This is a genomic window from Mediterraneibacter massiliensis (assembly GCF_001487105.1).
In the GTDB taxonomy this organism is placed as follows: Bacteria; Bacillota; Clostridia; order Lachnospirales; family Lachnospiraceae; genus Mediterraneibacter; species Mediterraneibacter massiliensis.
This window is the reverse complement of the sequence record NZ_LN913001.1, coordinates 1,583,905-1,598,429: the sequence shown is the minus strand read 5'-3', so window position 1 is coordinate 1,598,429 and position 14,525 is coordinate 1,583,905. Positions and strand designations below refer to the sequence as shown.

Here is a 14,525-nt window from a genome sequence, read left to right as displayed (position 1 = left end):
CCTCCTTCTATTCGCTCCAGTTGTGGTATACATCCTGGACATCGTCATCTTCTTCCAACAGATCCAATGTTTTCTGGATATTTTTTATATCCTCCTCGCCTGTAAGTTCTACATAAGTCTGCGGGATCATTGTTACTTCCGCGTCTGCCATTATGACCCCAGCTTCTTCTAACTTCAAACGAACCTCACTAAAGTCTTCTGGCGCCGTCAAGATTTCAAAGCTTTCATCTTCCTCTGCAAAATCTTCTGCGCCCGCATCTAAAGCCAACATCATCAATTCGTCAGCATCCATTTCACAATCTTCTTTTGCCACAAAAATCTGCCCTTTTTCATCAAACATAAAGGAGACGCATCCCGGAGTACCAACATTTCCATTTCCTTTTGTAAATGCATTTCTTACATTAGATGCTGTCCGGTTTTTATTATCTGTCAGCGTTTTTACAATGATCGCTGTTCCACTGGGACCGTACCCTTCATATGTAATATGTTCATAATTGTCTGCCGAACCCTCTCCGGCTGCTTTTTTTATATTTCGTTCAATCGTATCATTTGGCATATTGTTTGACTTCGCCTTCGCGATCACATCGCGCAGGCGGCTGTTATTTGCCGGATCTGGGCCTCCGCCTTCTTTTACCGCAACCGCAAGTTCCCTTCCGATTTTTGTAAAGATCTTTCCTTTTGCAGCATCATTTTTTTCCTTCTTATGTTTAATATTTGCAAATTTAGAATGTCCTGACATCTCTTTTCTTAATCTCCTCTTCTATCTTCGTATATTGCTGCCGGACCTGTCATATCCGGTACTGTATGCAAACTGCAGAAAGCAGCAGCAAAACCTTACTCATGCCTTACAATTTTAGCACTCTTTTCTCTTTCTGTAAAGCACTCTATGTAGGAAGCTCCAGACTGACTCTGATCGCTTCCTCTACCTTTTTCATCTTCCCACTATCAATGTGGCAGACAAATTCTTTCAATCGTTGTTTATCGATCGTACGTATCTGCTCTAATAAAATGACAGAATTTTTTACGATCTGATAGTCCTTTGTACTAAGTTCAATGTGCGTAGGAAGTTTTGCTTTATTCATTTTTGACGTGATTGCCGCACATATAACCGTCGGGCTATGACGATTCCCTACGTTATTCTGTATAATAAGTACCGGACGTATTCCTCCCTGCTCTGAACCGACTACAGGGCTTAAGTCCGCATAATAGATATCGCCTCTTCTGATGATCAATTTTTTCACACTCCGATTTTTTACTTTCTCATTTAAAGCCTTACCATTTTTCTCGGAGGTATTCAAAAAAGGATCGCATTTCTAAAAAGAATCTATCTGCCGCACTACTTTGCCGTCTGCCCAGTAATTTCTTGGAATTCTTTTACCCAGACAGCAGATAAATTCATAAGGAAACCTGCCGCTTAACTCACTTAATTCTTCTACCGTGATCTCCTCTGTGCCGTCTTTGCCAACCAGAACGACTGGATCCATAAAGCCAGCTCCTTCTATATCTGTCACATCTGCCATGAGTTGATCCATACAGATCCTGCCAAGAATCTTCGCTCTTTTGCCGCGTATCAATACTTCTCCTTTATTTGAAAGAGAACGGGGATATCCATCTCCATATCCCACCGGGATGGTTGCAACTTTCATTTTTTTTGGAGAAATAAAAGTACCGCCATAACTGATCGAAGTACCTGCCTCTATTTCTTTTACATAAATAATATGGCTTGTAAGCGCAAGAGCCGGTTTTAGTTTCACAGCGTCCTTTTTTACTTCCTGTGAAGGATACAGGCCATACATGGCGATCCCCGCCCGTGCCAGATCATGACGCATAGCAGGCAGATCTATGATCCCTGCGCTGTTGTCGCAGTCATAGTAACGTATGTGGATATGATTTTCTTCCATTTTCTTCTTCATCCACTGAAACTTCTCATGCTGTTCTAATGTATACGTCTTATCTGTTTCATCTGCTTTCGCAAAATGTGTAAACATTCCTTCCATGCACACATGTTCAAATTTACTAATACGTCGGAGACAGTCTACACTTTCTGTGCAGACCGGAAAGCCTATCCGTCCCATTCCTGTGTCAATTTTGATGTGGAAATACGCCGTCTTTCCCATCTGCTTTGCCGTCTCCGCCATCAGTACCGCGCTTTCTTCTGTATAGACAGCAGTGCGTATCTCATATTGTATCATTTCCTCATATTGCTCCGGGAAAATACAGCCCAGAACAAGTACTGGCTTTTTCATCCCCGCCTTTTTCAGAAGCACAGCTTCTTCTAATGAAGCTGTCGCATACCCCCATACATACTCTGTCTCTTCAAACATTTCCGCGATCGGAACAGCTCCATGTCCATAGCCATCTGTTTTCAAAACAGCCACAAGGCGTCCTTCTTTTCCAATCCTATTTTTTAGCTGTTCCATATTATAAGCGATCGCATCCAAGTTAATTTCCGCGCACACTCTGCTGTATGATTTCATAATACTTCCCTCTCCTTTGTATTATACAGGCATGTTTGTATGCCCCAGATCAAATCTTCCGCAAGTACACTGTACTCGCCTTTTTCCTTTCTTGCCTCATCGCCTGCGCAGGCATGCAGATAAACCCCCAGGACACACCCCTCATAAGGGGACATCTTCTGGGCGATAAGCCCTGTGATCGTCCCTGCAAGCACATCTCCCGCACCTGCCTTCGCCATTGCGCTGTTTCCCGCAGTATTTACAAAGAGCTGACGCCCTCTTGCTGACACGATCGTCCTGCTGTCTTTTAAAGCACACACAACATCGTATTTTGCTGTAAAATCTAATAGCCTTTCCCTTCGTTTTTCTTTCATTTCTTCCATACTGCATCCCAATAATCTCGTCATTTCTTTCATATGCGGCGTTAAGATCAAAGGTGCTTTCACATCTTCTAGTATGTCCATATGCCTGCTTGCCAGGTTTAAGCCATCCGCGTCCAAAACTACAGGAACTTTTGCTCGTTTCAATGTTTCTGCCAATATTTTTTCTGCTGTTTCCGACATACCTAACCCGCATCCGATACACACTACGTCCGCCCACTCAAGAAGACTTGCAAGCTGTACTTCCTCATACTCTGTATACACAGAAATAATTGCTTCCGGAAGAAGCTGCTGTAAGATCGTTCGATTCTCTTTAACCGTATAGATCTGTACAAGTCCAGCACCGGCTGTATAAGCCGCTTTCGCAGACAGATAAGCCGCACCGGCCATACCGCAGCTTCCTGTGATCATCAGCACCTTTCCATAAGTCCCCTTATGAGAATCTGCCTTTCTTTTGGGAAGATACCGTCCTATATCTTTCTGCTCATACGTATAGCAAACACCTAACTCTTCTTTAAAGATTGCCAGATCGATCCCTATTTCTACAGGGAGCACTTTTCCGGAATATTCTTTTCCTGGGTATAATACGCAGCCTAACTTTTCACAGGCAAAGGCAACTGTCAAGTCTGCTTTAAATGCATTTCCCATCACACATCCCTTCTCTGCATGAATACCAGAAGGAATATCAACAGCAACCTTCTTAGCTGATATCTGATTCATCTGCGCTATTATATCCACATAGTGTCCTTGTATATCCCTGTTTAATCCCACACCGAAAAGTGCGTCTATTACAACAGTATATTCTTTGGACGGAATCTCTGTGCATGACATAAGCCCTAACCTTTCCAGAACTTCCTTCTGTGTACGGCATTCCATGCTTAAAGACTGTTCACGTCCCGCAAATACAACCGTTGGAAGATACCCTTTCTCTTTCATAAGGCGTGCTATGGCAAAGCCATCGCCACCGTTATTTCCACTTCCACAGACGATCAGCGCCTTATCCAGCCTGATCTGTTCTGTCTCCATGACTTCTACTGTCTTTAGAGCCGCTCGTTCCATCAATACCATAGAAGAGATCCCTATTTTTTCTATCGTATGTTTGTCTGCTTTCTGCATCCATACTCCGTCTGGAAGATATCGCATATAACTTCCCCGCCTTTCCTAAAAAATAAAAATCAGCAGAATCATTTCTTGTCTTTCACATCTTAAAATGAAAGAACGTGTAAAAAGGAAAACCTGATTACACGTTTCTGCCTGCATATTCCTGTAAATGTATACACTGCTGCATACTATACACAGCGTCACTAGTTTTTATGTTCTTCATTATAACGGCTGATATTATAAGAAAGCTTCATCAGACTGTCCGAAAGGTGTACATTTTCGACAATTATATCCTCCGGAAGATTCAAATCCGTGTGTGCAAAATTCCATATTGCCTTTATTCCATTCTCGATTACAAGTTCTGCCACTTCGATTGCTTTAGATTTAGGCAATGTGAGGATTGCGATCTCAATATCGTTTTTTTGAAGAAATTCTTCCAGATCATCCATCATACGGATCGGGATCCCACGGATAGAAACCCCTTCCAGGCGCGGGTTTACATCGAACAGTCCTTTTAAAATGAAACCGCTTTTCTCAAAAGAAGCATAATTTGCCAGTGCCTGCCCTAAATTTCCCGCTCCTATGATAATAATTGGATGTTCTCTGTTCATCCCTAATATTTTGCCGATCTCTGTATATAGATATTTCACATTATATCCATATCCTTGTTGTCCAAACCCACCAAAATTGTTCAAATCTTGTCTTATCTGCGATGCCGTTACACGCATCTTCTTGCTCAGATCACTGGAAGAGATTCTTTCCACTCCTGCCTCCAGCAATTCTCCTAAATATCTGTAATATCTTGGCAGCCTTCCTATTACTGCACGTGATATTTCTCTTTGTTCCACAGTCATCGCCCTCCAAACTTAAATCTACGCTTTATTATATAAAATTGTTAATATGATGTCAAATTATAGTTGTATTTTCTTCGGTTTTCGTTATAATTGATTACATATGCAACGTCAGACAACGCAACGGATACATAAATATACACCTATACTTTCAGGAGGAGTTTCATGATACTCGCATGTCATAATATTCATAAATCTTTTGGAGAACATCTGATCGTAAAAGAGGGCTCTTTTCATATTGAAGAACGGGAAAAAGCGGCGTTCGTCGGTATCAACGGAGCCGGCAAGTCTACTATTTTCAAAATGATCATGGGAGAGGAACCGGCTGATAGCGGGGAGGTAGTCCTTGCCAAAGGAAAAACGATCGGTTATCTCGCGCAGCATCAGACGCTTTCTTCCGGAAACACGATTTACGAAGAAGTCAAAACAGCCAAAGCGCATCTGATCCAAATGGAACACCAGATCCGTTCTATCGAATTAGAACTTAAAACACTGTCCGGAGATGCTTTAAATGCCAGGCTGGAAACTTATAACCGGCTTGTCTCCACATTCGAGTCCATGAACGGATACGCCTATGAAAGTGAGATTGCGGGAGTTCTCAAAGGGCTTGGTTTTCAGGAAGCAGATTTTTCTAAACAGACCGATACCCTGTCCGGAGGACAAAAAACCCGTGTTGCGTTAGGAAAACTGCTTCTTACCCAGCCGGACATTCTTTTGCTGGATGAGCCCACCAATCACCTGGATCTAAATTCGATCTCCTGGCTAGAGACATATCTTTTAAACTATACCGGCGCTGTTTTTATCATCTCGCATGACCGGTATTTTTTGAACCGCGTCGTAACAAAAGTCGTAGAGATCGAACAGGGAACGATCCGGACGTATGTCGGAAATTATAAGGCTTACGCAGAGAAGAAACAGCAGATCCGGGATGCACAATTAAAAGAATACCTGAATCAGCAAAGAGAGATCAAACATCAACAGGCTGTCATAGAAAAGCTTCGTTCTTTTAATCGTGAAAAATCCATCAAGCGCGCAGAAAGCCGTGAGAAACTGCTGGAAAAGATCACACCAGCAGAAAAGCCTGTCCAGACAGCCACACAGATGCATCTTACATTAGAGCCGTCCTGTATCAGCGGCAACGACGTACTCTCCGTTGCACAATTATCGAAGAGCTTTGATTCACAGACACTTTTTCATAAAGTCGATCTCGAAATAAAGCGCGGGGAACATGTTGCCGTGATTGGAGATAACGGTACCGGCAAGACGACTTTATTAAAAATACTTAACCAGGTCATTCCTGCCGACGAAGGTTCTTTCACTCTCGGTTCCAAAGTAAAAATCGGTTATTATGATCAGGAACATCATGTACTGCATGATGAGAAAACCATATTTGATGAAATATCCGATGCCTATCCAGCGCTTACAAACACACAGATACGAAATACACTGGCTGCTTTTCAGTTTACAGGCGATGAAGTTTTCCACCTCATTGGAAATCTATCCGGAGGCGAAAAAGGCCGTGTTTCATTGGCAAAACTTATGCTGTCAGAAGCAAATTTCCTGATTCTTGACGAACCGACCAATCACTTAGATATTACCTCTAAAGAAATATTAGAGCATGCACTCAACGACTATACCGGCACCGTACTCTATGTATCTCATGACCGCTATTTTATCAATCAGACAGCGACCCGCATTTTGGAATTAGTCAATCAGACTTTTGTGAATTATATAGGAAATTATGATTATTATTTAGAAAAAAAAGAAGAACTCACTGCTGCTTATGCTCCTACTTCTAACGCTGCGGTCAGAGGAGATTCGCAAAGCACAGCCTCTGATGCAAAACTAAACTGGCAAGAGCAAAAAGAATTGCAGGCAAAAGAACGAAAAAGGAAAAATGATCTGAAGAAAACAGAAGAACAGATCACATGTCTGGAACAACGGAACCAAATAATCGATCAGCTCATGACGCAGGAAGATGTCTATTCCAATTCCATCCGCTGTCAGGAACTCGCTGAAGAAAAGCATAAAAATGACTGCACATTAGAAGAACTATATGAACAGTGGGAAACTCTTGCAGAAGGCGGATCCCTCAATTAGATTTGAAAAAAAGACGACTTCACGCCATTGTACATCTCCAATTGGAAGAAAATAAATCTCTTTATTTGGAAGTGCGCAGCAGTGTGAAGTCGATTTTTTTAACAGAAATATGAATTTAAACGGCAAAAGTGTATGCATGAAATATGTGTTTTATGTGAGCAAGAAATTTCGGCAACTTTATAATCTTTCAGCGATTGCTTTTATGAATTCTTCGCTGTTTAGCACATTTGGATTTTCAATCGTTGTGATCAAGGCCAGATCTTTTGTCATGGAGCCGGATTCGATCGTGTCAATAGTTGCCTTCTCCAGTCTGTCGGCAAATTCCATAAGTTCTTTATTGCCATCCAATTCGCCGCGTTTTCTTAAAGCTCCGCTCCAAGCAAAAATGGTTGCCACAGAGTTAGTGGAAGTCTCCTCTCCTTTTAGATGTTTATAATAATGGCGCTGTACAGTTCCATGGGCAGCCTCGTATTCATAATATCCTTCCGGAGATACAAGGACCGACGTCATCATGGCGAGTGAGCCAAATGCAGAAGATACCATATCACTCATTACATCTCCGTCATAATTTTTACATGCCCATATGTATCCGCCTTCTGACTTCATGACTCTTGCCACTGCGTCATCGATCAAAGTATAGAAGTACACAATCCCTGCTTTTTTAAATTTTTCATCATACTCTGCGTCATAAATCTCCTGGAAAATATCTTTGAATGTATGGTCATATTTCTTAGAAATCGTATCTTTTGTTGCAAACCAGAGATCCTGTTTTGTATCCAGAGCATAATTAAAGCAGCTTCTTGCAAAACTTGCGATTGATTTACTGATATTATGCATCCCCTGTATGATCCCAGGTCCGTCAAATTCATGGATCAGTTCTTTTTGCTGTGTGCCGTCTTCTGCCGTATATACCAATTCTGCCTTTCCAGCTCCTGGGATCTTCATTTCTGTTCCTTTATATACATCTCCATAAGCATGTCTGGCAATCGTGATCGGTTTCTTCCAATTCTTTACACATGGTTCAATCCCTTTCACCACGATCGGTGCACGGAAAACAGTTCCATCCAGAATCGCACGGATTGTTCCATTTGGACTTTTCCACATTTCCTTTAGATCATACTCATCCATCCTTGCCGCATTCGGGGTAATAGTTGCACATTTAACAGCAACCTTATATTTTTTTGTTGCATTTGCTGAATCTATCGTAACCTGATCATTTGTCTCATTTCTGTGCTGTAATCCTAGATCATAATATTCTGTTTTTAAATCTATATAAGGTTCAAGCAAATTGTCTTTGATCATTTTCCAGAGGATCCTGGTCATTTCATCCCCATCCATTTCTACTAACGGTGTCGTCATTTTGATTTTTTCCATTTTTTCTCCTCCTAAATATCTTCATATCCTTGTTTTTTCAGATTCTGCATCACATGCAGGATATGTTCATTTGCCAGCTGTTCTGCCATATTTGCATCTTTATCCCGTATAGCCCGCAAGATCTGCTTATGTTCTCGTATAGATTTTCTTGCTCTTTCTTCTGAAACAACGGAAAATTTTCTCGCAGGCTGCACGTACTTATGAAAATCCATAAGAACATGACTCAATATCCTACTGTTTGAAGCCTCATATAAAATCGTATGGAATCGTCCGTCTAACAGCGTGATCTGTTCTACATTATATGTCCCCTCCCGTTTCATATGGAATTCAGACAGCAGAATCGTTTCATCCAGCGCCTCCATCTGTTCTTCTGTAATATTTTCAGTTGCCCATCTGGCACAAAGTCCCTCAAGCATGGAACGTATCATGTAAATATCCTTTACGTCTTTTGAAGAAATCCCTGTCACATATGCCCCCTTATTGGGAATAATCGTCACAAGTCCTTCCAGTTCCAATTGTCTGAGTGCCTCCCGTACAGGGGTACGGCTTACGCCTAATTCTTTTCCGATCGTATTCTCCCTCAGTTCCTCATGTTCTTTATACTTCCCTTTCAGAATATCCTCACGGATTTTCTGAAAGACTCTTCCGCCAAGAGAATACTCCTGATATTCCTCCATTTCGAAAGCCTCCTGCTTACAGTGTTATATGCAATTCTTCGCATATAGTATTTATTCTCTCAATTAATTCTTCATCTGTCAAGACCGTGACTCTTCCTTCTTCATATTCTTTGTCTACCCAGTCTTTTACCTTGCATACTAATTGGGAATTCTTATCTACCTGTCGTTCTTTCGGCAATTTATAAAAAGCGTTTATCCAGTAAGCAATTCCCGCAGCCCCCGATGTATTCGATACAGATACGAGCGCCGGGCGGTCTAAGAATTTTTCTGTATCAAAGATATTGTATATTTCCTCATTTTTCAGCATGCCGTCCGCATGGATCCCCGCCTTTGTCACATTGAAGTTTTTTCCTACAAACGGCGTCCTGGATGGAATATGGTATCCAATCTCTTTTTCATAGTATTCCGCAAGTTCTGTGATCACTCTGGTATCCATTCCATCCAGTGTTCCTTTCAACTGCGCATATTCAAAGACCATGGCCTCCAAAGGAGTATTACCTGTCCGTTCCCCGATGCCAAATAGAGAACAATTTACGCCGGACGCGCCATACAGCCACGCAGTTGTTGAATTATTGACAGCCTTATAAAAATCATTATGTCCGTGAAATTCGATCAGTGAGCTTGGAACCCCTGCATGTGTCATCAGTCCGTAAATGATACCCGGAATAGAACGTGGAATCACTGCTCCTGGAAAATTCACCCCATATCCCATTGTATCACAGACACGTACTTTTATTGGTATTTTATATTCTTCCATTAATTTCATCAGTTCTACACAAAACGGAATCACGAAGCCATAAATATCTGAACGAGTGATGTCTTCTAAATGGCATCTTGGACGTACGCCTATCTCCAGACAGTCTCTGATAACCGACAGATAATGCTCCATTGCTTCACGTCGTGTCATTTTCAGCTTGTAAAATATATGGTAGTCAGAACAACTCACCAGTACACCTGTTTCTTTTAAGCCGATTTCTTTGACAAGCTGAAAGTCCTTTTTGCTGGCGCGTATCCAACTTGTAACTTCCGGAAATTCGTAACCCCTTTCCATACATTTGTATACAGCGTCTCTGTCTTTTTTGCTGTAAAGAAAAAATTCACTTTGACGGATTTTTCCTTTTGGACCGCCAAGACGATGCAGATAATCAAATATCGTGACAATCTGCTCCGTCGTATATGGAGCACGGGATTGCTGCCCATCACGGAAGGTCGTATCTGTGATCCATATCTCATCTGGCATATGATGGGGCACGATACGATCATTAAATGCGATCTTCGGAATCTCGTCATATCGGAATAAATTCCGAAACACATTTGGTGTTTCTACATCTACCAGAGGATACATATATTCCTCCAGCTCTAAAAGATTTGTATGTTGATTCATAAATACTTTTCTGTCTTCCACTTTTTACCTCCTGCACACAGAGCATATCCCGCCCTTTTTATCTTGTATAATTGTATACAATTATACATTTTTTGTCAACTACAATATAACTCTCTTTTATGTCCTATTTCTGACCAACTCCAGTATATTGCGCAGACACTTTTGCCGTTATATAAAGGCGACCGCACCGGCAGTGAGATCACTGTCCGGTACGGTCGCCTTTATTCTTTCTTCTAATGGATCATACGTACTTTCAATACTCCGTCTATACTGTTAAATTTTTTTATCAGATCAGCCGGTACTTCTGCTTCTACATCCATCATTGTATATGCATATTCTTTTTTGCTCTTATTTGTCATAAGCGTAATATTTAGATTTTCCCCAGCAAGCAATGCCGTAAACTGTCCAAGCATATTGGGAATATTATGATGTAGCACTGTGATACGTGTTCCGTCTCCTTTTGTTCCCATATTGCAATCCGGATAATTTACAGAATGCACAATATTTCCATTTTCCAAAAAATCGATCACTTCTGCAACTGCCATCCGTGCACAATTATCTTCGGACTCTTCTGTAGAGGCTCCAAGATGTGGAATAACGATTGCGCCTTTTACTCCGGCTATCTCCGGTGTAGGGAAATCTGTGACATAGCATTTTACAGCGCCGGACACAAGAGCGTCTACCATATCCTCACTATTTACAAGAACATCTCTTGCAAAATTTAAGATGACTACATTTTCCTTCATCAAACTGATAGCGCCTTTATCGATCATACCTTTTGTATCTGGTGTAGCCGGAACATGAATCGTGATATAGTCGCATTCTTTATACAATTCATCTACCGTCTTTGCATGATGGATATTTCTGGACAGCTTCCATGCTGTATCTACAGAAATATATGGATCATATCCGTATACATCCATTCCCAAATGGGTAGCTGTATTCGCGACCAGTACCCCGATAGCTCCCAGACCGATCACACCAAGCTTCTTTCCTTCAAGTTCTGTACCTGCAAAGACCTTTTTCTTTTTCTCTGTCATCTTGGCCAGATCTCCGTCTTCTTCATGTTCTTCAACCCAATTGATCCCGCCGATGATATCCCTAGCAGAAAGCAGCATGCCTGCAAGCACTAGTTCTTTCACACCATTTGCGTTTGCTCCAGGTGTATTAAATACAACGATTCCCTTTTCTGCACATTTATCCAAAGGAATGTTATTCACTCCTGCGCCTGCACGGGCGATTACTTTTAGATGATCGCTGAATTCCATGTCATGCATAGCAGCGCTTCTTACCAGTACCGCATCTGCTTCGTCCATATTTTCTGTTTTTACATATTTTTCCCCAAACTGTTCCAAGCCGATCTCTGCGATCGGATTCAGGCAATGATATTCATACATTTTACAGATTCTCCTCCTCAAACTTTTTCATAAATGCTACGAGGGCCTCTACGCCTTCGTACGGCATAGCGTTATATATGCTGGCACGCATACCGCCTACAGTCCTGTGTCCTTTTAAATTCTCAAGACCTGCCGCCTTTGCTTCCTTTACGAATTTTGCATCCAGATCAGGATTACCTGTAACAAATGGTACATTCATCAAAGAACGATCCTTCTTTTCCACAGTGCCTTTAAATAACTTACTCTGATCCAGAAAATCATAGAGCAGCTTTGCTTTCTTTTCATTGTGCTCTTTCATCACAGAAAGTCCGCCCATTGATTTCAGCCATTTAAACACTTTCCCACAGATATAGATTCCATATGCCGGAGGCGTGTTATACAAAGAATCGGCGTCTGCATGTGTTTTATATGTAAGCATCGTCGGCGTTCCAGGCAAGACTTCCTCTGTGATCAAATCTTCCCGTATGATCACGATGACAACGCCAGCGGGTCCGATATTTTTCTGTACGCCACCGTAAATGACTCCATATTTTTCCACATCAATTGGCTCTGAAAGAAAACAGGAGGATACATCTGACACCAGTATTTTTCCTTTTGTATTTGGCAGTTCTTTATACTTTGTCCCATAGATTGTATTATTTTCGCATATATATACATAGTCTGCATCTTCAGAAACCGGAAGATCAGAACAGTCCGGGATATATGAAAAAGTTTTGTCCTCTGAGGAGGCAATCCGATTTACTTTTCCATATTTTTCAGCTTCTTTGGCAGCTTTTTTTGCCCACTGGCCTGTTATGATATAATCTGCCACACGATTTTTCATTAGATTCATCGGGATCATCGCAAACTGCTGGGACGCCCCACCCTGCAAAAACAACACCTTATAATTATCCGGAATACCCATAAGATCACGCAGATCTCGCTCTGCTGTCTGAATAATTTCTTCAAATGCTTTAGATCTGTGACTCATCTCCATAACAGACATGCCTGTTCCCTGATAATCCAGCATTTCTGCCGCAGCTTCCTTTAAGACTTCTTCCGGCAGCACTGCTGGTCCTGCCGAAAAGTTATACACTCTACCCATTTTCTTTTCCTCCTGCACTTATAATTTATTTTATGATAATGGAATTACTCCTCCATATCTTCTTCATCAAATGCATCGCTGATAGCCGCACCAGGAGCCACCATCGGCCATACTTTGTCATCTGCGTCGATCTGACAGTCTATAACGACCGGACTATTCATACTAAGCGCTGTCGCAAATGCCTCTGCAAACTCCTCCTTAGTCTGTACCCCGATCCCCTTTGCACCCATCGCCTCTGCAAGCTTTACAAAATCGACACCATCCCTGAGTACAGTTGCCGAATATCTTTCATCATAAAACAGATCCTGCCACTGACGTACCATTCCGAGTACATGGTTATTTACAACCACTTGAATGATCGGGATCTGGTGCCGTACCGCTGTCGCAATCTCATTCATATTCATGCGGAAACAGCCATCCCCGGCAATATTAACGACCGTTTTATCTGGACAGCCGCATTTTGCGCCCAAAGATGCACCTAATCCATATCCCATTGTCCCAAGACCTCCGGATGTCAAAAATGTTCTCGGCTCCGTATACTTATAATACTGTGCCGCCCACATCTGATGCTGTCCGACTTCGGTTACGATCAATGCCTCGCCCTTTGTCTGTCTGTAGATTTCCTCCACGATAAATGGACCTGTCAATGTATCATGATGGTATTTCAAAGGATACTTTTCTTTATATTCCTGTATCTGCGCAAGCCATTGAGAATGCGCCTGCTGCGGAAGCTTTTCATTGATCCTTTTCAGTGTTTCTTTGAGATCTCCTGTTACCCCCTGGGTAATGACTACATTTTTATTCATCTCTGCCGCGTCAATATCCAACTGCAAGATTTTTGCTTTCCGCGCAAATTTCTTTGTATTTCCCGTCACGCGATCACTGAACCTGGCTCCTGCCACGATCAGCAGATCGCATCCGCTTACTCCATAGTTGGAAGTCTTCGTTCCATGCATACCAAGCATCCCTGTATACCTGGAATCTGTACCTGGAAATGCCCCTTTTCCCATCAAAGAATCTGTAACCGGTGCATCTACTTTCTCAGCAAATTCCCGCAATTCCTCTGAAGCGCCGGAAAGTACCGCGCCGCCGCCTACAAAGATATATGGCCGTTTTGACGCTTCGATCATGCGGACAGCTGCATCGATTTCTTGTTCGGAGGCAGGTGTTGTTTTTCTCCCTTCTGCATTTACAGTCATTGGTATATATTCTGTCTGATTCGCCGTAATATCTTTTGGAATATCGATCAGTACAGGCCCCGGTCTGCCAGATTTGGCGATCAGAAAGGCTTTACGGATTGTGTCAGCCAATTTTGTAATATCCTTTACAATATAATTATGCTTGGTGATAGGCATGGTGACCCCTGCAATGTCAATCTCCTGAAAGCTATCCTTTCCAAGCAAAGCGACTCCTACATTACATGTGATCGCCACCACAGGGATTGAATCCATATAAGCGGTCGCGATTCCTGTTACCAAGTTCGTAGCCCCCGGGCCGCTTGTTGCCAGACATACGCCGACCTTTCCTGTTGCACGGGCATATCCGTCTGCCGCATGTGCCGCTCCCTGTTCATGAGAAGTCAATACGTGACGGATTTCATCTCTGTGTTTATATAACGCATCATACACATTTAAAATGGCTCCGCCCGGATACCCAAATACTGTATCGACTCCCTGCTCTTTTAAACATGCGATTACTATTTCCGCTCCATTTAATAACAT

General features: G+C 42.2%; 12 protein-coding genes. 1 reads left to right on the top strand and 11 read right to left on the bottom strand.

The window, feature by feature from the left end:
- Positions 1-7: 7 nt before the first annotated feature.
- The 5 genes from BN3282_RS11785 to BN3282_RS11765 all read right to left on the bottom strand — a co-directional run bounded on the left by BN3282_RS11785 (position 8) and on the right by BN3282_RS11765 (position 4,785).
- Positions 8-739, bottom strand: coding sequence for a YebC/PmpR family DNA-binding transcriptional regulator (locus BN3282_RS11785; RefSeq protein WP_059069418.1), 732 nt, complete (start codon positions 737-739; stop codon positions 8-10).
- Between the two features lie 145 nt (positions 740-884).
- A complete protein-coding gene (locus tag BN3282_RS11780; protein WP_059070441.1) occupies positions 885-1,232 on the bottom strand; it encodes a type II toxin-antitoxin system PemK/MazF family toxin in 348 nt (115 codons plus the stop codon).
- A gap of 81 nt (positions 1,233-1,313) precedes the next feature.
- Positions 1,314-2,477, bottom strand: a complete 1,164-nt coding sequence (alr, locus tag BN3282_RS11775) for an alanine racemase (RefSeq protein WP_059069416.1) — start codon at positions 2,475-2,477, stop codon at positions 1,314-1,316.
- The gene (locus BN3282_RS11770; RefSeq protein WP_059069415.1) at positions 2,474-3,979 is read right to left on the bottom strand and encodes a bifunctional ADP-dependent NAD(P)H-hydrate dehydratase/NAD(P)H-hydrate epimerase; all 1,506 of its coding nucleotides are present in this window, start codon (positions 3,977-3,979) and stop codon (positions 2,474-2,476) included. The genes alr and BN3282_RS11770 overlap by 4 nt, the downstream gene beginning before the upstream one ends.
- Positions 3,980-4,140: 161 nt before the next feature.
- Positions 4,141-4,785 (bottom strand): redox-sensing transcriptional repressor Rex, encoded by a 645-nt coding sequence (locus tag BN3282_RS11765; protein WP_059070439.1) that lies wholly within the window; start codon positions 4,783-4,785, stop codon positions 4,141-4,143.
- Between the two features lie 168 nt (positions 4,786-4,953).
- On the opposite strand from BN3282_RS11765, the gene BN3282_RS11760 reads away from it, so the two are divergent.
- Positions 4,954-6,888 (top strand): ABC-F family ATP-binding cassette domain-containing protein, encoded by a 1,935-nt coding sequence (locus BN3282_RS11760; protein ID WP_059069410.1) that lies wholly within the window; start codon positions 4,954-4,956, stop codon positions 6,886-6,888.
- A 177-nt stretch (positions 6,889-7,065) separates the two neighbouring features.
- Here the strand turns inward: BN3282_RS11760 and BN3282_RS11755 are convergent, their stop codons facing one another.
- From BN3282_RS11755 to ilvB, 6 genes are all read right to left on the bottom strand, one after another.
- Positions 7,066-8,262, bottom strand: a complete 1,197-nt coding sequence (locus BN3282_RS11755; RefSeq protein WP_059069408.1) for an NADP-dependent isocitrate dehydrogenase — start codon at positions 8,260-8,262, stop codon at positions 7,066-7,068.
- Positions 8,263-8,273: 11 nt separating this feature from the next.
- Positions 8,274-8,939 carry a GntR family transcriptional regulator gene (locus BN3282_RS11750; RefSeq protein ID WP_059069406.1) on the bottom strand — a complete coding sequence of 222 codons (666 nt, stop codon included), beginning with the start codon at positions 8,937-8,939 and terminating at the stop codon, positions 8,274-8,276.
- A 16-nt stretch (positions 8,940-8,955) separates the two neighbouring features.
- Positions 8,956-10,344, bottom strand: a complete 1,389-nt coding sequence (locus BN3282_RS11745; RefSeq protein WP_059069402.1) for a beta/alpha barrel domain-containing protein — start codon at positions 10,342-10,344, stop codon at positions 8,956-8,958.
- A 212-nt stretch (positions 10,345-10,556) separates the two neighbouring features.
- Positions 10,557-11,720 carry a phosphoglycerate dehydrogenase gene (locus BN3282_RS11740; protein WP_059069401.1) on the bottom strand — a complete coding sequence of 388 codons (1,164 nt, stop codon included), beginning with the start codon at positions 11,718-11,720 and terminating at the stop codon, positions 10,557-10,559.
- Position 11,721: 1 nt separating this feature from the next.
- The gene (gene serC, locus BN3282_RS11735) at positions 11,722-12,804 is read right to left on the bottom strand and encodes a 3-phosphoserine/phosphohydroxythreonine transaminase (RefSeq protein WP_059069399.1); all 1,083 of its coding nucleotides are present in this window, start codon (positions 12,802-12,804) and stop codon (positions 11,722-11,724) included.
- Positions 12,805-12,848: 44 nt separating this feature from the next.
- Positions 12,849-14,525 carry a biosynthetic-type acetolactate synthase large subunit gene (gene ilvB, locus BN3282_RS11730; protein WP_059069397.1) on the bottom strand — a complete coding sequence of 559 codons (1,677 nt, stop codon included), beginning with the start codon at positions 14,523-14,525 and terminating at the stop codon, positions 12,849-12,851.

What these genes read in the sequence shown, in the direction of transcription:
- BN3282_RS11785 (WP_059069418.1), bottom strand. Translation starts at nt 739, where the DNA reads ATGTCAGGACATTCTAAATTTGCAAATATTAAACATAAGAAGGAAAAA.
- alr (WP_059069416.1), bottom strand. Translation starts at nt 2,477, where the DNA reads ATGAAATCATACAGCAGAGTGTGCGCGGAAATTAACTTGGATGCGATC.
- BN3282_RS11770 (WP_059069415.1), bottom strand. Translation starts at nt 3,979, where the DNA reads ATGCGATATCTTCCAGACGGAGTATGGATGCAGAAAGCAGACAAACAT.
- BN3282_RS11760 (WP_059069410.1), top strand. Translation starts at nt 4,954, where the DNA reads ATGATACTCGCATGTCATAATATTCATAAATCTTTTGGAGAACATCTG.
- BN3282_RS11755 (WP_059069408.1), bottom strand. Translation starts at nt 8,262, where the DNA reads ATGGAAAAAATCAAAATGACGACACCGTTAGTAGAAATGGATGGGGAT.
- BN3282_RS11750 (WP_059069406.1), bottom strand. Translation starts at nt 8,939, where the DNA reads ATGGAGGAATATCAGGAGTATTCTCTTGGCGGAAGAGTCTTTCAGAAA.
- BN3282_RS11740 (WP_059069401.1), bottom strand. Translation starts at nt 11,720, where the DNA reads ATGTATGAATATCATTGCCTGAATCCGATCGCAGAGATCGGCTTGGAA.
- serC (WP_059069399.1), bottom strand. Translation starts at nt 12,804, where the DNA reads ATGGGTAGAGTGTATAACTTTTCGGCAGGACCAGCAGTGCTGCCGGAA.
- ilvB (WP_059069397.1), bottom strand. Translation starts at nt 14,525, where the DNA reads ATGTTATTAAATGGAGCGGAAATAGTAATCGCATGTTTAAAAGAGCAG.